Annotated in this window: 16 protein-coding genes and 1 pseudogene; 6 read left to right on the top strand and 11 right to left on the bottom strand. The window is 69.5% G+C overall.

Going from position 1 to position 18,001, the window contains the following annotated elements:
* Positions 1–2: 2 nt before the first annotated feature.
* Both AB0N89_RS00380 and AB0N89_RS00385 read right to left on the bottom strand, forming a co-directional pair.
* A complete protein-coding gene (locus tag AB0N89_RS00380; protein WP_364198568.1) occupies positions 3–1,076 on the bottom strand; it encodes a GDSL-type esterase/lipase family protein in 1,074 nt (357 codons plus the stop codon).
* A 70-nt stretch (positions 1,077–1,146) separates the two neighbouring features.
* Positions 1,147–2,049: a LysR substrate-binding domain-containing protein gene (locus AB0N89_RS00385; protein WP_364198571.1), complete on the bottom strand. Its 903-nt coding sequence runs from the start codon at positions 2,047–2,049 to the stop codon at positions 1,147–1,149.
* A gap of 96 nt (positions 2,050–2,145) precedes the next feature.
* Here AB0N89_RS00385 and AB0N89_RS00390 point away from each other — a divergent pair, with 96 nt between their 5' ends.
* Positions 2,146–2,985, top strand: a complete 840-nt coding sequence (locus AB0N89_RS00390) for an oxidoreductase (RefSeq protein ID WP_364198574.1) — start codon at positions 2,146–2,148, stop codon at positions 2,983–2,985.
* A 5-nt stretch (positions 2,986–2,990) separates the two neighbouring features.
* On the opposite strand, the gene AB0N89_RS00395 is transcribed toward AB0N89_RS00390, so the two are convergent.
* Positions 2,991–4,550, bottom strand: coding sequence for an FAD-dependent oxidoreductase (locus AB0N89_RS00395; RefSeq protein WP_364198577.1), 1,560 nt, complete (start codon positions 4,548–4,550; stop codon positions 2,991–2,993).
* Between the two features lie 66 nt (positions 4,551–4,616).
* Here AB0N89_RS00395 and AB0N89_RS00400 point away from each other — a divergent pair, with 66 nt between their 5' ends.
* Positions 4,617–5,225, top strand: a complete 609-nt coding sequence (locus tag AB0N89_RS00400) for a TetR/AcrR family transcriptional regulator (protein WP_364198580.1) — start codon at positions 4,617–4,619, stop codon at positions 5,223–5,225.
* 8 nt (positions 5,226–5,233) lie between these two features.
* Here the strand turns inward: AB0N89_RS00400 and AB0N89_RS00405 are convergent, their stop codons facing one another.
* From AB0N89_RS00405 to AB0N89_RS00420, 4 genes are all read right to left on the bottom strand, one after another.
* The gene (locus AB0N89_RS00405) at positions 5,234–5,860 is read right to left on the bottom strand and encodes a maleylpyruvate isomerase family mycothiol-dependent enzyme (protein ID WP_364198583.1); all 627 of its coding nucleotides are present in this window, start codon (positions 5,858–5,860) and stop codon (positions 5,234–5,236) included.
* Between the two features lie 130 nt (positions 5,861–5,990).
* Complete coding sequence (locus tag AB0N89_RS00410; RefSeq protein ID WP_364198586.1) at positions 5,991–7,286, bottom strand: M20/M25/M40 family metallo-hydrolase; 1,296 nt, start codon at positions 7,284–7,286, stop codon at positions 5,991–5,993.
* A complete protein-coding gene (locus AB0N89_RS00415; protein ID WP_364198589.1) occupies positions 7,279–8,106 on the bottom strand; it encodes a M55 family metallopeptidase in 828 nt (275 codons plus the stop codon). Before AB0N89_RS00415 ends, AB0N89_RS00410 begins: the two co-directional genes overlap by 8 nt.
* 42 nt (positions 8,107–8,148) lie before the next feature.
* Complete coding sequence (locus AB0N89_RS00420) at positions 8,149–8,745, bottom strand: hypothetical protein (protein ID WP_364198591.1); 597 nt, start codon at positions 8,743–8,745, stop codon at positions 8,149–8,151.
* A gap of 281 nt (positions 8,746–9,026) precedes the next feature.
* Here AB0N89_RS00420 and abc-f point away from each other — a divergent pair, with 281 nt between their 5' ends.
* A complete protein-coding gene (gene abc-f / locus AB0N89_RS00425) occupies positions 9,027–10,649 on the top strand; it encodes a ribosomal protection-like ABC-F family protein (RefSeq protein WP_364198594.1) in 1,623 nt (540 codons plus the stop codon).
* Here the strand turns inward: abc-f and AB0N89_RS00430 are convergent.
* Complete coding sequence (locus AB0N89_RS00430; protein WP_364198597.1) at positions 10,633–11,898, bottom strand: family 1 glycosylhydrolase; 1,266 nt, start codon at positions 11,896–11,898, stop codon at positions 10,633–10,635. The two genes, abc-f and AB0N89_RS00430, sit on opposite strands and share 17 nt — an antisense overlap.
* Before the next feature lie 181 nt (positions 11,899–12,079).
* Here AB0N89_RS00430 and AB0N89_RS00435 point away from each other — a divergent pair.
* Positions 12,080–12,769: pseudogene (locus tag AB0N89_RS00435) on the top strand (LLM class flavin-dependent oxidoreductase); the annotation flags it as partial.
* Between the two features lie 34 nt (positions 12,770–12,803).
* Here AB0N89_RS00435 and AB0N89_RS00440 read toward each other — a convergent pair.
* Complete coding sequence (locus tag AB0N89_RS00440) at positions 12,804–14,267, bottom strand: MFS transporter (protein ID WP_364198599.1); 1,464 nt, start codon at positions 14,265–14,267, stop codon at positions 12,804–12,806.
* On the bottom strand, positions 14,264–14,836 hold the full coding sequence (locus AB0N89_RS00445; protein ID WP_364198602.1) for a TetR/AcrR family transcriptional regulator: 573 nt from the start codon (positions 14,834–14,836) through the stop codon (positions 14,264–14,266). The genes AB0N89_RS00440 and AB0N89_RS00445 overlap by 4 nt, the downstream gene beginning before the upstream one ends.
* Before the next feature lie 259 nt (positions 14,837–15,095).
* On the opposite strand from AB0N89_RS00445, the gene AB0N89_RS00450 reads away from it, so the two are divergent.
* A complete protein-coding gene (locus tag AB0N89_RS00450) occupies positions 15,096–15,683 on the top strand; it encodes a CGNR zinc finger domain-containing protein (protein WP_364198605.1) in 588 nt (195 codons plus the stop codon).
* Between the two features lie 231 nt (positions 15,684–15,914).
* Positions 15,915–16,994, top strand: a complete 1,080-nt coding sequence (locus tag AB0N89_RS00455) for a glycoside hydrolase family 5 protein (RefSeq protein WP_364198608.1) — start codon at positions 15,915–15,917, stop codon at positions 16,992–16,994.
* Positions 16,995–17,066: 72 nt separating this feature from the next.
* Here the strand turns inward: AB0N89_RS00455 and sigJ are convergent, their stop codons facing one another.
* On the bottom strand, positions 17,067–17,954 hold the full coding sequence (gene sigJ / locus AB0N89_RS00460) for an RNA polymerase sigma factor SigJ (protein WP_364198611.1): 888 nt from the start codon (positions 17,952–17,954) through the stop codon (positions 17,067–17,069).
* Positions 17,955–18,001: the final 47 nt, after the last annotated feature.

The raw sequence follows: 18,001 nt of genomic DNA on the forward strand, positions 1-18,001 counted from the left end.
TTCTAGCGGGCGACGACCTCGGGCGCGGCGTGCAGTTTGCCATCCGCCCCGGACAGGCACGACGCGTTGCCGCCGCGGGCGGCGAGGAACTCGTTGAGGCAGTTCGCGATCTGCGCGTGGCCGTTCGCGTTGGGGTGGAACGACTCCTGCAACGCGTGGCTCGCGCGGTCCACCTGGCCGAGGTCGCTCAGTTTCAGGGTAAGCCTGCTGAACCACTCCTTCGCCGGGTCACTGCTGCACGCCTCGCGGCCGGCACCCGCCCGCGAGAGGTCGAGGAACCGCGCACTGATCGCCCTCGACGCCTGCTTGATCCCGTCCGACAGGACGGAGACGCCGTCGCGGCGCATCCACTCCAGATCCTCGGTGCGGAACGGGCAGCCGTTGAGGCTGCGCAACGCTTCCGGGATCTGGGGCCCGACGGGCGAGGCGTACGACATCAGCACGAGCTGGTAGTCCGCCGGGACGTAACCCGCCTGTGCCAGCACCTTCTTGACGTCGGCGACGGCGTTGGTCACCTTCGGCACCATGGCGTCCACTTTGGACTTCCAGGTCTTGCGGAGAGCCTCGCTGCACGGCGGGCTCTCGGGGGAGAACCACGCCTTGAAGCATTCGCTGACCTGAGCGGAGAACTTCGGCTCGTCGTTCGCGCCGATCGCGATCACCACGGCGGCGATCCGGTGGTCCTTGATCAGGTTCGCCAGCTGCTGGGCCTGTGACGGCTCGGTCCACTGCTTCGCCTCGCCGAGGGCGATCTGCTCCGACGGCGCCCCCGAACACGCGAGGTTCACCCGCGCGGTGACGTCGGGGATCTTGACCTGCTCGACGAAGGCGTTGGGGGAGCGGTGACACCAGTTGCCGCCTTGGCCGTTGGTCGCGGGCGTGTAGTTGCCCGCGCCCTCACCGGAGACGGTGCTGTCGCCGATGGAGACGACCGTCAGCGGCCCCGTCCCCGGCGGGCCTTGGCGCGGGGACGGCTGCCCTGGGCGGCTTTCCGACCCGGTAAAGGCAATGAACCCGACGAGAACCACCACGAACGTGAGCGCGAGAGCACCCCACCACCACCGGAAACGTCGCATCGTCACCGGATTCTACGGAAGCCCGGGACCGACCGGGTGATCATGGTGGTGTGACGGTGGCGATGCCCGGTCAGCCCGCCGCCGTCAGGTCCGTCCCGGCCGCCAGCTCCGACACGATGTCGAGCACGCCGGGCACCGCGGGCTTGTCGTTCCCCGGTACCCAGGCGACCACGGTCCGGGCGGTTTCGCCCGCCAGCGGCACGAACACCACGCCGCTTCGCCGCAGGCTGTGCGAAGACCTCGCCAGTCTCGTGACGCCGATGCCGGCGGCGACCAGCCCGAGCAGCCCCTGCACGGTCGCCGCCCGCTGGACGACGCGCGGAGTGAACCCGGCCGCCCCGAACTCGTTGTCGTAGTGCCGATGCCAGGGCTCCCACGAACTGCGCGGCGTGAGCACCCACGGCTCGTCCGCCAGATCCGCCAGCTCCACTTCGGCCTCGGTGGCGAGCCGGTGTCCCTCCGGCACGACAGCGCAGACCTCTTCGGTGATCAACGTGCGGGTCTCGAAGCCGTCGACCAGCGGAGGCCGTGTGAAGATCAGGTCGTAGCGGCCGGACGTGAGCCCGTCGACGAGCGGCGCGATCTGAGTGTCGTCCGTGGTGAGGGTGAGATCGGGGAGGCGGTCGCGGACCGCGCGCACCACCGGCGGGAGCAGATAGTTGGCCGTGGTGGTCAGGAAACCCAGGCGGAGGGTGCCGATCTCGCCGCGCACCGCCCGGTTCAGCACCGAAAGAGCTTCGTCGCCGCGCGCCAGCACCGCGCGGGCCTCCGGCAGGAACAGCGATCCGATCTCGGTAAGCCTTGTCCCGCGGCTGTCGCGCCGCAGCAGTTTCGCGCCGAGAACCCGCTCCAGGACGGTGATCTGCTGGGACAGCGACTGCTGGGCGATGTGCAGGCGGCGCGCGGCCTGGGTGAAGCTCGCGTCCTCGGCGACGGCGACGAAGTAGCGCAACTGCCGCAGCTCAGGGGTCACAGGCTCTGACTGTAGCCGCACCAGGAAGCCGGTGTTGGCGGACCGGGCGCGCTCTTCGCACGATGGGTGGCAGGAACTTCACTGGAGGAAACAGGAATGACGAAGGAAACCGACGGTCGCGTCTGGCTGATCACCGGCTGCGCGTCCGGGTTCGGCAGGCATCTAGTCCTGGCCGCGCTCGACGCCGGCGACCGCGTGATGGCCACGGCGCGCCGCCCGGAAACCCTCTCCGAACTGGAAGAACTCGGCCAGGGCCGGGTGCGCGCCGCCGCGCTCGACGTCACCGACCCCGCTCAGGTCGAAGCCGCCGTCCAGGCCACGCTCACCGAGTTCGGCCGGATCGACGTCGTGGTCAACAACGCCGGTCACGGGTCGGTGGGCGCCGTGGAGGAACTGGCCATGTCCGATCTGCGGTCGCTGATGGACGTGATGTTCTTCGGCGCCGTCGAGGTGACGAAAGCCGTCCTGCCGCACCTTCGGGCGCAGGGCAGCGGGGCGATCGTGCAGATGAGTTCGATGGGCGGCCAGCAGAGCCCGCCCGGATTCGGGGCGTACTGCTCGGCGAAGTTCGCCCTGGAAGCGATGTCGGAATCCCTCGCCGCCGAGGTCGCGCCGTTCGCTGTGAAGGTGCTGATCGTGGAGCCGGGCGCTTTCCGGACCGAGTTCGGCGGCAGCCGGTTGCAGCGCTCGCGGGTGATCGACGCCTATCGCGAATCCACGGGCGCCATCCGGGATTTCGTCGAGGGGATGGACGGTTCGCAGCCCGGCGACCCGGCGAAGGCCGCGGCCGCGATCCTGAAGGCGCTCGACAGCGACAACACGCCGCTTCGGCTCGCCCTCGGCGACGACGCCGTCGATGGGCTCCGGGCCGTGCACGAGGCGAGGGCGGCGGAGCTGGCCGCCTGGGAATCCTTGAGCCGCTCCACCGCCCTCTGACGCGCTCAGCCGACCCAGCGTCCGATCGCGATGCCGAGCAGCTTCCGCGCGTTGTCGGCCGAGTCCGCGGAGCCGTCCGCCCAGGCGACGATTCCGTCCGGGCGCACGAACAGGCTCGGCTGCGAGGCGTCCGAGACCGGATCCGCCGTGTACGCGACGCTGTCCGCCGACCCGCGGACGGCGTCGGCGTACCGGCCATCGGGTGAGCGGTCGAGAAGCAGGAAGCGGCCGTCGTGAGCGTGATCGGCGAGCCGTGCGCCGGATTTCAGTTCGACGTCCCCGACGATCGAGCCGACCGGATCGTCGTCGTCGGCGACGTCGTACTGCTGCAGGATCCCGGACGAGAGCGCGATCATCCGGGTGATCGCGCCGGGGACGGCGAACAGTTCGTCACCGACGACCTTCCGCAGCTGAGCGGTCCGTTCGTCACCGCGCATGAGCGCGACCTGGGCCCGCGTCCAGTCCAGGACCCACGCTCCGATCGGATGCCGCTCGGCGTGATAGGTGTCGAGCAGTCCGGCCGGGGCCCGGCCCTTGACGGTCGCGGCGAGTTTCCAGCCGAGGTTCACGGCGTCGCCGAAACCGAGGTTGAGGCCCTGAGCGCTGAACGGCGAGTGCACGTGTGCGGCGTCGCCGGCGAGGAAAACCCTGCCCTGGCGGTAGTTCCTGGCCTGGCGCGCGTTGTCGGACCACCGGGTCGCCCGCCCCCGCAGCCGCGTGATCGTCACCGGGACGCCGGTGACATCGCGGACCGCGTTCTGCAGCTCTTCGAGGGTCACGGGAGCGTTCTTGTCCTCGGGCTGCGGCGCGAACCGGGCGACGAGGATGCGGCCCGGCACCGGGCCGTAGGTGTAGATGCCGCGCGGCGTCCAGTTCCAGCCGCGCCGTAGTTCGCTCGGGTCGTCGATGTCCGCGATGGCCTGATAACCCACCAGTTCCGGGTCCGTGCCCACGAAGTCGATGCCGAGTCGCTTGCGGATGACGCTTCGCCCGCCGTCGGCCGCGACGACCCACCCCGCCGCGAAGTCGCCCGCGCCGGTCTCGACGATCACGTCGCCGCTCGTGTCGCGCAGCTCCCGGACCTCGACGCCGCGACGGATCTCGACGCCCAGCCTGGCGCAGTGCTCGCCGAGCAGCAGTTCGAGGTCGTACTGCGGCACCATGATCCCGTTCGCCACCGACGTGTGCGCGGCCAGCAGCGGATCCTCCTGGTCCACCAGGTCGTGGCGGAACATGATCCCCGCGAAGTGCCCGAGCACCGGGAACCGGCGGGACGTCCGGCCCGCCGCGGCGGTCAACTCGCGCACCGTCCGGTTCGAGCGTCCCGCGGTGAAGGCGGTGGCCTCCGCCAAACGACGACGCTGGACCTCCTCCGCGGCGGGCAGGAGGCCGCGACGGTCCAGGATCTCGCCGCTGGCGACGTTGATCGAGCCGGATTTGATCGTCGGATCCGGTTCCTCCAGCCGTTCCAGCACGGTGACCCGCACTCCGCGCAAGGCCAGCTCGCTCGCGGCGAGAAGGCCGGTGGGGCCCGCGCCGACCACGATCACATCGGTTCGCTTCATGACGACTCCAAGCTTTACTCAGTAAAGTTACTTGGTAAGCTTAATGAGTAAAGGTAGAGTTGTCATATGGCGAAGCGAGGGGATCGAGGCGGTTCGAAGACGCGGGCGCATATCGCGGCGGTGGCGACGGAACTGTTCGTGGAGCGCGGTTTCGACGACGTCACCGTCGCCGAGGTCGCCGCCGCGGCCGGCGTTTCGAAGGTGACGGTGTTCTCGCACTTCGAGCGCAAGGAAGACATCGCGCTCGACCGGCTCCCGGACGCCGTCGGCATGGTGCGGGCGACGATCCGTGACCGGCCGGACGACGTCGGTGCGGTCGAAGCGCTGCGTGCCATGGCCGCCGGACTGGTGGAGGAACAGCATCCATTGTCAGGGCTGAGCGAGGGAGCGTTGCCCCTCATGCGCACGGTCGCCGGGTCTCGCGCGCTCATCTCGCGGCTTCGCGAATTCGAGCACGAGATCGACGCCGAGCTGGCAGCCGAACTCGACGGCGACGGCCGATTCTCGGGCGACAGTGAACTGGTCGCCGCCCTTGTCGTCGCCGCGTACCGCACGATCGCCGCGGCGACCCTCCGGCGCCGCCTCGCCGGCGACGATCTCGCGGAGATCGTCGCCGCCCATCGTCAACGGCTGGAGTCGGCCTTCACCGTGCTCGCGAAAGCCTTCCCGGGCTGACCCCGGAGTCAGCCGGCCAACCTGGCCCCGAGGATCGCCGCGCCGGGACCGGAAAGCTCGGCCAAGGCCACGTCCCGTCCGGCGATCGCCATCAGGATCGCCTCGCCGGGACCGCTGAGTTCGGGACCGGAACCGGCCGACCAGCCGAGGTCCGTCGCGACGATCCGGAGTCCGCGTGCGCGCTTGTCGGCCTTGATCACCCGGGCGTGACGCGCGAAGGCCAGGGCGTGCCGCAGCCGTTCCGGCGGGACGTCACGGGGGAGTCCCAGCGGACGCCGGATGTCCTGCTGATGGACGAGGCTGTCGAGCAGTCCCACCCGTCCGCCGAACACGGCTGTCAGGCCGCGAGGATCGAGGTTGTCCTCGATCCTCGCGATCAGCTCGTCCGGTGCGCGGGCGGGTTCGCGCGCGACGCCGAGCGCGTTCATCCGGTCCAGCCGCAGCCCGCCGCGGACGGCGTGGGTGATCAGGTCGCGGAAGCGCAGGGCGTCGTAGTCGACGACGTGTACGACCAGCTCGCGGACCGTCCATTCCGAGCACAAGGTCTGCTCGTCCCATTGCTCGGGCGTCAGTGTCCGCAGGAAGGCGGCGAAGTCCGTTCGTTCGTCCCTCACGAGTCGCGCGACCGATTCCACTGGCGGCCTCCTGGAGTCCCTGGTAGTCGAGCCACCCGCAAACGTAGTGGTCCGCTCTCTCGTTCCGCTCGATTTGACCGGACGAAGATCGAGCGACGGGACCGCCTCCAGGACGAGGGAACGCGAAGTCTCAGCAGTTCTCCAGGAAGTGCCGCAGCACCCGGGTGCCGAACCGCAGTCCCTCGACCGGGACCCGCTCGTCCACGCCGTGCGCCATCGCCCGATACGGGAAGCCTTCCGGAAGCCACAGCGGCGCGAAGCCGTAGCAGTCGATCCCGAGCGGGCTGAACGCCTTCGCGTCCGTGCCGCCGCCCATGCAGTACGGGACCACGACGGCTTCGGGGTCTTGGGAGCGCAGCGCGTCGGCCATCGCGTCGAACCACGGCGAATCGACCGGCGCCTGGACCGGCGGTTGGTGCGCGACGAACTCGCGGGTGACGCCCTCGCCGAGCATCGCGTCGAGCTCGGCGAACAGCGCCGGTTCGGCATCGGGCAGGACGCGGACGTCCACGTGCGCCTCGGCCGAACTGGGGATCACGTTCACCTTGTACCCGGCGTCGAGCATGGTCGGTGTCGTGCTGTTGCGGACGGTCGGCACCACCAGTGCCCCGGCGGGACCGAGCCGCGCGATCGTTCCGTCCACATCGGACAGATCGACCGGGACGCCCAGTGCTTCGCCGGTGCGTTCGAGGAAGGCTTGGACCGTCGGGGTCAGCCGGACCGGCCAGCGATGCGCGGCGATCTTGCCGAGCGCGGTGATCAGCCGGGTGACCGCGTTCTCGTCGTTGGGGCGCGATCCGTGCCCGGCGCGTCCCTTCGCGGTCAGCCGCAGGTGCGCGGTGCCGCGTTCGGCGGTCGCCACCGGGTAGAGCCGCACGGTCCGGCCGTCGGCGGCGGGGACGTGGTAGGTGTACGCGCCCGATTCGCTGATCGCGGCCGCGCAGCCGTCGAAGAGGTCGCGGTGCGCGGCGGCGAGCCAGTGCGCGCCGTAGTCGCCCTTGTCCTCCTCGTCGGCCACGAACGCGAGGACGATGTCCCGCCGCGGCCGGAAACCGGTGGCGAGGGCGGCGAGCACCATCGCGCAGAAGTCCTTCATGTCGACCGCGCCGCGGCCCCAGAGGAAGCCGTCGCGGACCTCACCGGAGAACGGGTCCACCGACCAGTCGGCGGCGTCGGCCGGGACGACGTCGAGATGTCCCTGGACGAGCAGCGCGGGCAGGCCCGGGTCCGTGCCGGACACCCGGGCGATCACGTTCGCGCGCCGGGGCGCGGACTCGATGATCTTCGAGTCGATCCCGAGCCCGGACAGCAGCGACGCGACGTACTCGGCCGCCTCGCGTTCGCCTTCGGAGTCCCCGTTGCCCCGGTTCGTGGTGTCGAACCGGATCAGACGCGAACAGACTTCGACGACATCCAGCTCAGCCATAGATACCCTGCACCGCCCCGGCCGCGATCGCCGTGACGATCTTGAAGGCCTTCATCGCTTCCGTCATGTCGGGCGCGTCGAAACCGACCCGTCGCACGCCGATCTGTTCCACCGTCGGGATCACGGCCGCGGCCTGCGCGAGATGACTCGCGTCGAACTCGACCTCGATCCGGTGGGGAGTGGTGAACCGCTCGACCCGGCCCGCCCGGTTCATCGCGTCCGCCGCGGCGGAGGACAGCAGCTCGGCGGTCCTGGCGGGCGGCAGGCAGATCGCGGCGTAGCGGCTGACGCAGTCCTTGACCGTGACCAGTTCGGCCTCCGGCGCGTAGTCCTGGGCGTCGTCGCAGGCCTTGTCGTCACCGGAGACGACCAGTACCGGGACGCCGTACTCGGCGGCCATCGCGGCGTTGAGCCTGCCTTCGCTGGCGGGGACGTCGTCGAGCCACACCCCGGTGATCTGATTCTCCAGGTAGGTGTGGGAAAGGACGCCGTCGAAGCCGGCCCCGGCGTGGTAGCCGAGGAAGACGACCCCGTCCACGCCGGTGTCGATCCCCTGCATCATCGAGAGCGGCTTGTGCCTGCCGGTGAGCATGCGCGCGCGGCCGTCGAGGTCTTCGAGCAGGAGGTTCCGCTGGGACGAATGCGCCTCGTTGACCAGCACGTCGGTGGCGCCGGAGTCGAACAGGCCCGCGATGGTGGCGTTGACGTCACCGGTGAACAGGCGCCGGAAGCGCTGCCACTGCTCGGTGCCGGGGATGACGTCCTCGGTCCAGGTGACGCCGGTGGCGCCCTCCATGTCCGCCGAGATCATGATGCGCATGCCGGGCACCCTAGCCGAGGCGCTTTGCCCCCGCTTCCGGGATCAGGGCCAGGAACCGGACCGCGGGTAGACCGCCCAGGCGCGCTCCCAAGCGGCGGCCCGCCGCCGGTCCAGCACCAGCCGGACGATCCGGTGGAACGACACGAGAGCGGCGACCACGGCGAACCAGAGCCAGAGGCCGACGAGCACGGAATCGAACACGGCCGTCGAGGCGGTCCTCGGGGCGGCGGTGAGGTCGCCACGGGCGTCGATCCAGATCGGCACGGGCGATCCGGCCGGGCTGCCCGGCGTCGCGAAGACACCGCCGGTGTGCCGGGCGCCGCGTGAGTCGGTCCAGGCCGCCTCGGTGGCGGAATCGTCGGTCCCGACGCTCTCGCTGTCGACGATGCGGACGGGCGCGGCCTTGAGCAGGTACGCGGTGGTGGCGTGCCGTCCGGCCGCGTCGGTGGCGGCCGCGGCCACCTGCCTGCCGTGATTGGCCGAGCCGACGGCGGCCGCGACGGGGACGGCGAGGAGTGCCGCGAGGATGACGAGTTTGAGGAGGAGGGCTTCGAACCGGTCCGAACCGCGGGCCAGCGAGTTGTGACCCGGGAAGAGCCGTCGCCGGAACCGGGCGATCGGACCGTTGGACCCGTGCACGAGGAACCCCATTCCCTCAGACCGCGAAAACCTCCGGTCTCGATTCTCGGTCACCGGGGCGCCGCTGTCGCGGTATGGGGACACAGACCACTCTGTGAACCCGTACACAACCTTTTATTCGTTTTACCCGGCCGCGTGACGCCGCTACCGTCTTCGTCATGGGGATTTTCTTCACTCTGTGATTCTCGCCTTCGACGCGGCCCTGGCGTAGAGCCTTCGCTCCGCCGGGCCGCGTCCTTCCGCATGTTCTTCTTCCTTGCGAGAATCAGGAGGACGCTCCTATGCGTACCCCGCATCGAAATCCCGAAACACAACTCGTGCTCTCCGGTGTCACCAAACGTTTCGACGACCATGTCGTCCTCGATCAGGTCTCCTTCACCGCCAAACCGGGGGAGAAGGCGGGCGTGATCGGTGACAACGGCTCCGGCAAGTCCACCCTGCTGAGGCTGATCGCCGGCCGCGACCGGGCCGACAACGGCACGGTGACCGTCACCGCGCCCGGCGGCGTCGGTTATCTCCCACAGACCTTGGAGCTGCCCGACACCGCCACGGTCGGGGACGCGATCGACCTCGCGCTGGCCGACATCCGGGACCTGGAATCCCGGTTGCGGGCGGCCGGGACGTCGCTGGGAACCGCCGAGGACCTGGACGCCTACGGCGATCTCCTGGCCGCTTACGAAGCCCGCGGTGGCTACGAGGCCGACGCCAGGGTGGAGGTCGCCCTGCACGGCCTCGGGCAGCCGGGCCTCGACCGCGATCGCGCGCTGGGCACGCTGTCCGGTGGACAGCGATCCCGGCTGGCGCTCGCGGCGACCTTGGCCTCGTCACCCGAACTGCTGTTGCTGGACGAGCCGACCAACGATCTCGACGACGAAGCCGTCGCCTGGCTGGAGAACCACCTCCGCGGGCATCGCGGCAGGCTCGTCGCGATCACCCACGATCGGATGTTCCTCAGCCGGGTCACCACGACGATCCTCGAGGTCGACGCCGACCGCCGGACCGTGCACCGGCACGGCAACGGGTACGCGGGCTACCTCGCGGCGAAGGAGGCCGCGCGGGCCGGATGGGTCCGCGAACACGAGGAGTGGCGCCTGGAGAAGTCCCGTTACGAACGGATGGCGGACGTCAACATCGACCGGTTCTCGGCGATTCCCCGCAAGGCTCCCGCGGCTTTCAGCGGGGCGGGCGCGTTCCGGGCCCGATCCCGGGCGCACGGGGCGATGAGCCGGATCCGGTCGGCCCGCGAGCGGATCCAGCGGCTCGAAGCGGATCCGGTTCCGCCGCCGCCTCGGCCGCTCCGGTTCACCGGGCGGATCGCGGCGGGGGAGACGGAGGCCGATCGGTACGTCGTCAAGGTGGACGGCGTGTCGGTGGACGGTCGTCTCCCGCGGACGTCGCTCAGCGTGCTGCCCGGCGAGCGGGTGCTGGTGACCGGACCCAACGGGGCGGGCAAGACGACCCTGATGCGGGTGCTCGCCGGTGAGCTGGCGCCGTCGACCGGATCGGCGGAGCGGGCCGGGCGGATCGGGTTCCTGCGTCAGAACGGCGGGCTCGCCGCCGATGCCCGGACCGTCCTCGCGATCTTCGCCGGCGACGGTGACGAAGAGGAGGCCGCGGAGCGGTTGCTGGCGCTGGGCCTCTTCCGGGCGGCGGATCTGCGGAAGCCGATCCGTGAGCTGTCCATCGGGCAGCGTCGCAGGCTGGAACTGGCCAGACTGGTGACGGCCAGGACCGACCTGCTGCTGCTCGACGAGCCGACCAACCACCTCGCCCCGGATCTCGTGGAGGAGATGGAGCAGGCGCTCACGGAGTACTCCGGCGCGCTCGTGGTCGTCACCCACGACCGGCGGATGCGGCGGACCTTCGAGGGCAGGCGGCTCGACCTGGTCACTTCAGTGGCGTGAGCGGTCCGTCCACTTTGGCCGGGTTGAGGCAGCTGGTCAGCCCGTCGACGAGAGAGCAGGTCCCGGGACCGCGCTTGAGCCGATAGCCCTGCGGTACGCCACCCGCCGTGACCAGTGAACGGTACGCGGGAACGGCGTCCGTGGGGCGCCGGGTCAGCGCGGGATCGGCGAGAGCGTCCACTGTGTACAGTCCGAACCGAGCACGGTAGCTGCCCCATTCGTAATTGTCGGTGAGGCTCCAGTAGTTGTAGCCGATGAGGTTCATCCCGTCGGCCTTCGCCCGCTGGAGCCAGTACACGGTGTCGCGCACGTGATCGCTCCGGGAGTAGTCCGCGTCGCGCTGTTCGCCGTTGTCGGTCGCCATGCCGTTCTCGACGATGTAGAGCGGCAGGCGCGGGAACCGGTTGTGGTAGCTGCGCAACGCGTAGTAGATGCCTTCGGGCTGGAGCTTGACGTCCCAGAACTTGTCGGAGGCGGCGGCGAACACCGTCCAGTTGTCGACGCTGAGGCCGTAGTAGTAATCGATGCCGATGAAGTCGAGCTTGTCCTTGACCTGGTCGAGGAAGAACCAGTCGGCCATCCCGTTGACCCCGGTGATGTACGCCTGGTTGCTGGTGACCTTCGAGGTCGGGTCGAGTTCGTGGATCAGGTCGTAGGCCCGCCGGTGCGCCTGGACGACGTTGGACCGCGCCGCGAAGTACCGGGTCACGCTCAGCGCGCCGACCTTCTGCTCGTTCTGGAGGAAGACGAGCGGCTCGTTGAACGTCACCCAGAGGACGTCCTGACCGGCGTAGCGCTGGACGATCTTCCGGCTGAACTCCAGCCACGCGTCGGCGGTCCGTGTCTCGGCCCAGCCGCCCTGATCGAGCGCCCAGCCCGGATAGACCCAGTGGTTGAGGGTGATCATCGGGGTCATGCCCGCGGCCCGGACCTGCCGGAGAACGTCGTCGTAGAAGGCGAGTTCGGTCTCGTCCCACCGGCCGGGCGAGGGTTCGACGCGAGCCCACTCGACGCCGAAGCGGTAAGTGTTGACGCCGAGCCCGGCCGCGAGCCGGATGTCGTCGGCGTAGCGGCGCCGGAAGTCGACGGAATCCCGGTACTCGTCGACGCCGTCCTTCCCGGCGGAGCGGTCCACGAACCGCTTCCAATTGCTGTCCGGGGCGCTGCCCTCGGACTGGTATCCCGACGAAGCCACGCCCCAGTAGAAGTCCCGGGACCAGCCGTCGTCCTGCGATGCGGACGCGTTCACGGCCGAAAGTGTCGCGCATAGTGAGACGGCGAGAAGCAAACCGACTCCCCGGCGTAATCTTCCCCGATGCTCCGGCCACTTCGACGATCGTTCACCGGTGTCCGCCATCTTCCGGACGCTAACGTGAGTGAACGGCGTAAACAAGCGGCCGTCCGGGGACTTCGACGATGACGTTGGGGAGATGATCGACTTGACCGGCAGCACGGTCCGCCACGCCGTCTATCTGCCGCCTTTCGGCCCGTTCGGTGAGCCCGGGGTGCTCGTCGACCTCGCCGTGCGCGCGGAGCGGGCGGGCTGGGACGGCTTTTTCCTGTGGGACCACGTCGTCGCGGACACGATGCCCATCGCGGATCCGTGGACGACGCTCGGCGCCATCGCGCACGCCACCAGCCGGCTCCTGTTCGGGCCGATGATCACACCGCCCGCGCGGCGCCGTCCGTGGGTGGTCGCGCGGCACGCGTCGACGGTCAGCAGGCTCTCCGGCGGGCGGCTGATCCTCGGCACGGGGCTCGGTTCGGACGAATCCGGTGACTTCAGCCGGTTCGGTGAACAGACGGATCTGCTGACCCGGTCGGCTATGTTCGACGAAGGTCTCGACGTCATCCGCGCGATCTGGTCCGGCAAGCGGTTCGACCACGACGGCGCGCACTACCAGGTCGCGCTCGCCGAGGCGCCGCCCGAGCCGTTCCCCATCCCGATCTGGGTGGCCAGCTCCACCGACAACCCGCGCGTGGTCCGGCGAGCGGCGCTGTGCGACGGGATCTTCCCGAACCCGGAGGACCACACGCCGACCGCCGAAGAGATCGCCGAGACCCATCGCGCGCTCGGTCTCGCCGGACTGGAGCCGGGCCGCCCCTTCGACGTCGCGGTCGCCGGGAACGCGAGCCCGGCGTGGGAGGAGCAGATCAAGGTCGATCTCCCCGCGCTGGGGCAGGCCGGGATGACGTGGTGGATGGAGTCGCTGACGCATCTCGATCCGCTGGAGCTTTCGCAGAAGATCGTCGACGCGGGCCCGCCGCGGTGGTGATGATCAGCGCGCTGGCCGCGAGCGGGGGCAACGCCCAGAGCGCGGCGGTGACGTAGCCGCTTTGACTCGGGAGGAGGCTTCCGTTCGGGGTCTCGGCGGACAGCAGGGAACCGGCGAGTGCGCTGCCGAGGCTGAATCCGATGCTGCGGATGATCTGGTTGATCGAGAGCACGCTGGCGGTTTCCTCTTGCGGCACGCCGACGAGGACGAGCTTGGGCATCAAGGCGAAGATGCCTCCGACGGCGAACCCGAGCAGAGCGATCGCCGAGAGCACGGCCAGGAGCGAGTGGTCGGCGACGACGAACAGCAGAGCGCCGACGATGGCGACCGCGGCCGACAGCGCGTAGGTCCACCGCTCGGTGAGGTGCGCGACGAGACGCGGCATCGCCTTTCCCGCGACGAAACCGAACAGCGAGAACGGGATCAGTGCCGCGCCGGCGGCGACACCGGGGAGTGCGAACCCGTACGGGGCGCCGTCGGGGGTCTGGACGTAGCGGGTGAGCAGGCTGAACAGCAGGTACAGCCCCAGCCCGGCGATGAGAATGGCCACGTTCGCGCGGAGAAGCGGCCCTTGGCGCAGCAGCCGCAGGTCCACGAGCGGCGCCGCCGAGCGCAGTTCGACGGCCGCCCAGGCGGCGAGGATCGTGAGAGACCCGGCGAGGACGCCGGCGGCCGCCCAGGGGTTCTCCCAGATCGACGGCTGGGCGATGACCAGCAGCAGGCCGAGCGAGCCGAGGGCCAGGAGAATCGCGCCGAGGACGTCGATCCGAGGGCGTTCTCCCGGAGCTTCGGCGGGCAGGGCACGCCAAGCGATCGCCAGCCCGGCCACGGACAGGACGAACCCGAGCCCGTAGGCGGCGCGGAGGCCCGCGAGCTGGTCGACAAGGCTGATCACCGGATAGCCGACCCCGATACCCACTGTCGTGGCGACGGACAACAGGGCGATCGTCGACGCCGACCGTTCCGGGGGCAGATGCGCGCGGGCGACGCTCATCAACAGCGCCCCGACGGCCACGCCGAGTCCTTGCAGGCCGCGCCCGATCAACAAGGCCACGAACGGGAGCGGGAGCACCGTCAGCAGACCACCCGCCGCGACCAGGGCGAGCGCGGTCAGGATCGTGGTGCGGCGATACGGGCCGCCACCGAGCCGCCCGAGGACCGGGCCCGCGATCGCACCGGCGAACAAAGTGATGGTCAGGGTCCACTGCGCGGCGTCGAGGGACACGTGCATGCCCGTGGCGACCGGGGTGATGAGCGGCGCTCCGACACTGCCGATCACCGCCGCCGACAACGCCGTGGACACCAGTGCGGCACTCAGCCGTCCGTCCCGCCGGTCGTTCATCGGTTCGTCTCGCCCGTGATGTGCGCGAACAGCCCGGGCCGGATCCTGGTGCGGACGCCGTCCGCCCAGCCCGCGTCGACCTGCTCGACGTCCAACGCGGCGCCGGCGTTCAGCAGCATCCCGAAGGCGAGGAACGCTTTGACGGACACCGGTTCGAGTCCGGTGCCGTCCTCGGTCGTATCCCACGTCCGCGCGAAACAGGCCCGGACCGCGTCCCGTACCTCCGGGTCTCCGCACGCGGCGAAGCCTTGAAGCTGCAACAACAATCCGGTCCGGTCGGCCAGTTGGTCGAAGTACCGGGCGCCCATCGCGGAGAGCGCGTCGAGGCCGCCCTTCCCGTCGCCCGCTTCTCGCATCCCGTCGCTGACCGCCGCGAACGCCGACTCGACGAGTTCGAGGAACAGGGCCTTCTTCGTCCCGAACATCCTGAAGACGTAGGCCTGCGTGATCCCCGCTTCCCGCGCGATCGTCTCTGTCGACGCCCCGTGCAACCCGTGATCGGCGAACTCCTTCGCCGCGATGGACAGCACCTGGGCTCGTCGTTCGGTTCCGCTCATCCGTCCGGCCATGAGCCTAAGTTACTGGTTACTAACTACTAAATAAAGGTGATGTGGCTCTACCTGTCGCAAGTCCGTGAAGGCCTCCTTGAGGGACCTAGGGTCCCTCAAGGAGGCCTTCACGGACCAAATGTCCACAGTGGACAAACTTTGCATCCTTCGTCGGATTCTCCTGCTCCAAAAGACTTCATCGCCCTTGCGGCGTCGTGAGCCTTTGATAGCGTCACCGTGGGCGTCCTGTGAAGCAGTGACGTTTGGGGGGAGGGGCGACATGGCTGAGGAGCCGGAGGGAACCGGACTCGACGGGCGCCACACGATGCACCTGGAAACGGGGGTCGCGCTGATCAACGCCCTGACCGGGCAGCACGTCCACGGCAGGCCGAAACCCGCGCTCGGCGGTCACGACTTGGTCCGCGCGGCCGCTGACGCGCTCGGGCCGGTGGACGGGCAGGTGGATCTCGCGGTGGCGGAGAGGCTTCGAAACGTCGCGTCGCGGCTGCGGGAGATCATCGAGTCGCTCTCGCGGCGCGAGCACGACCAGGCGGCGGCACTGCTCAACCGGATGCTCACCGACAGCAAGGCCCGTCCGTACCTGCATCGTCACGGAGAACAGTCGTGGCATCTGCATTTCCACAGTCCCGACGCCGATTTCGTCCAGCGATGGGCGGCCGGGCTGGCGGTGTCGGTGGCCGCGGCGCTGGGCGACGACACCCCGCATCGCGTCGGCTTGTGCGCGGCGCCCCGGTGCGATCAGGCGTACCTCGACGCGAGTCAGGCGCAGATCAAGCGGTTCTGTGGCCTGTCCTGCCAAAACCGCGTGAAGGCCGCCGCGTACCGGGCCCGCCGGTCAGGTTCGTGAGTCGCGCTGCGAGGACGGCGCGGGCCCCACCGGTCGGCAACGCTTCGTCGTCACGCTCCGAGCATGTCCGAGGTCCTTGAAACAGTCGGTGGTCAACTCTTGACCGTCCGTCGATCCCGCGGGTAATCTCTCCTTTACTTTCCAATAGTAAGGAAAGTTTCCTATTTAATCCCGCCGCCCTGACCGTCGGCGCACCAACGCGGGTGCCGTCGACGCGAGAGGAGAAGCCGAATGCGTTGGGACAAGATCCGTCTCCGGGTGACGGCCGCACTGGCCGCCGGACTGCTGGCCCCGGTCGCCGCCGCGAGCACCTCGACGGCCGCCGAGACCGCGGCAGAACCCGCAACGCAGGCCGCCGCCGCGCTGCCGCCGGGCAGTCCGGCGGCGGTCAACGGGCAGCTGAAGGTCTGCGGCCTCCAGCTCTGCAACTCCGCGGGCAAGCCGATCCAGCTCCGTGGCATGAGCACACACGGAATCCAGTGGTACAGCCAGTGTGTGAAGGCCGCGGCGCTCGACGCGCTGGCCGGCGACTGGAAGGCCGACGTCCTCCGGATCTCGATGTACATCCAAGAAGGGGGCTACGAGACGAACCCGCGCAAGTTCACCGATATGGTGCACGGGTACATCGAGGAGGCCACCAAACGCGGGATGTACGCCCTCGTCGACTGGCATCAGCTGACCCCGGGCGACCCGAACGCCAACCTCAGCCGCGCCAAGACGTTCTTCACCGAGATCGCCCAGCGGCACAAGGACAAGACCAACATCATCTACGACATCGCCAACGAGCCCAACAACGTCAGCTGGGACCGCGTCCGCAGCTACGCGGAGCAGATGATCCCGGTCATCCGGGCCCAGGACTCCGACGGCGTCGTGCTCGTGGGCACCCACGGCTGGGGCTCGCTCGGCATCTCCGACGGCCGCGACGAGACCGACGTCATCAACAACCCGGTGCGCGCCACCAACTTCATGTACACGTTCCACTTCTACGCGGCGTCGCACAAAACCGAGTACTTCAACGCGCTGAGCCGCGCCGCGAACAAGATCCCGCTGTTCGTGACCGAGTTCGGCACCCAGACCGCCAGTGGTGACGGCGGGAACGACTTCACCAACTCCCAGAAGTACCTGGACTTCCTGGCGTCGAAGAAGATCAGCTGGACGAACTGGAACTTCTCCGACGACGACCGTTCGGGCGCGGTGTTCAAGCCGGGCACCTGCGCGGGCAGCTCGTTCACCGGCACGGGTCCGCTGAAGCCCGCCGGTGCCTGGATCCGGGACCGCATCCGCACCGCGGACAACTTCCCGACCTCCTGATCCCGGCGGCGCGCATGTCATGAGGGGTCCCCTTAAGACGAAAAACGTCTTAAGGGGACCCCTCATGACACTTCAGCCGAGAGGTTCGAAGTCAAGCGCGGCCAGTCGGTCCGGATCCGCGAGGATGTCGATCGCCGCGATCTTCCCGTCCACGACGGTGAACGCGAAGACCGTCGTCGGGACACCGTCCTGGGTGACGACCATCCCGGCCGCGCCGTTGACCAGCGCGGGGCGCGGCACCCCGCCGGCGCCCGCCGACCGGAACATGAGCGCCTGGCTCGCGACCGTGGCCGCCCCGCGCACGAAACGCGAAGTCCCCGCCGGAGCCGCGCCACCTTCGGCGCGAAGGATGACGTCGGGATCGAGCACCGAGACCAGCGCGTCGAAGTCGCCGTCCCGAGCGGCGGCGAAGAACGCGTCGACGACTGCCCGCTGACGGCTCAGATCCGCGTCCGGAACGGTCGGCGAGCCCTGCAGGCGACGGCGGGCACGGCTGGCGAGCTGCCGGGTCGCCGCGGGGGACCGGGCCACGATCGGCGCGATCTCGTCGAACGGCAGCGCGAACATGTCGTGCAGCACGAACGCGAGCCGCTCGGCGGGGTCGAGCGTGTCGAGCACGACCAGGAGCGCCAGCCCGACCGAATCCGCCAGCAGCGCCTGGTGCTCCGGGTCGATCCCGCCCTCGCGGCCGATGATCGGGTCGGGGAGCTGCGCGCCGGCCGGGTCCTCCCGCCTCGATTTGCGCGAGCGCAGCATGTCGAGGCAGATCCGGCCGACGACGGTGGTCAGCCAGCCGCCGAGGTTGTCGACGTCGTCGGAGTCCGACCGGCTCAACCGCAGCCAAGCCTCCTGCACGGCGTCGTCCGCCTCGCTCAGCGAACCGAGCATCCGGTACGCCACCGCCCTCAGGTGCGTCCGGTGCCCTTCGAAACGCCGCGCCAGCCAGTCGTGTTCGTCCACGGTCCCCATCCTTCATCGGTCAGTCGTAACCCTGACGTGCGGGGACG

Source organism: Amycolatopsis sp. NPDC089917, from assembly GCF_040684635.1.
GTDB lineage: Bacteria > Actinomycetota > Actinomycetes > Mycobacteriales > Pseudonocardiaceae > Amycolatopsis.

What these genes read in the sequence shown, in the direction of transcription:
- AB0N89_RS00380 (WP_364198568.1), bottom strand. Translation starts at nt 1,076, where the DNA reads ATGCGACGTTTCCGGTGGTGGTGGGGTGCTCTCGCGCTCACGTTCGTG.
- AB0N89_RS00390 (WP_364198574.1), top strand. Translation starts at nt 2,146, where the DNA reads ATGACGAAGGAAACCGACGGTCGCGTCTGGCTGATCACCGGCTGCGCG.
- AB0N89_RS00395 (WP_364198577.1), bottom strand. Translation starts at nt 4,550, where the DNA reads ATGAAGCGAACCGATGTGATCGTGGTCGGCGCGGGCCCCACCGGCCTT.
- AB0N89_RS00400 (WP_364198580.1), top strand. Translation starts at nt 4,617, where the DNA reads ATGGCGAAGCGAGGGGATCGAGGCGGTTCGAAGACGCGGGCGCATATC.
- AB0N89_RS00410 (WP_364198586.1), bottom strand. Translation starts at nt 7,286, where the DNA reads ATGGCTGAGCTGGATGTCGTCGAAGTCTGTTCGCGTCTGATCCGGTTC.
- AB0N89_RS00415 (WP_364198589.1), bottom strand. Translation starts at nt 8,106, where the DNA reads ATGCGCATCATGATCTCGGCGGACATGGAGGGCGCCACCGGCGTCACC.
- abc-f (WP_364198594.1), top strand. Translation starts at nt 9,027, where the DNA reads ATGCGTACCCCGCATCGAAATCCCGAAACACAACTCGTGCTCTCCGGT.
- AB0N89_RS00440 (WP_364198599.1), bottom strand. Translation starts at nt 14,267, where the DNA reads ATGAACGACCGGCGGGACGGACGGCTGAGTGCCGCACTGGTGTCCACG.
- AB0N89_RS00445 (WP_364198602.1), bottom strand. Translation starts at nt 14,836, where the DNA reads ATGGCCGGACGGATGAGCGGAACCGAACGACGAGCCCAGGTGCTGTCC.
- AB0N89_RS00450 (WP_364198605.1), top strand. Translation starts at nt 15,096, where the DNA reads ATGGCTGAGGAGCCGGAGGGAACCGGACTCGACGGGCGCCACACGATG.
- AB0N89_RS00455 (WP_364198608.1), top strand. Translation starts at nt 15,915, where the DNA reads ATGCGTTGGGACAAGATCCGTCTCCGGGTGACGGCCGCACTGGCCGCC.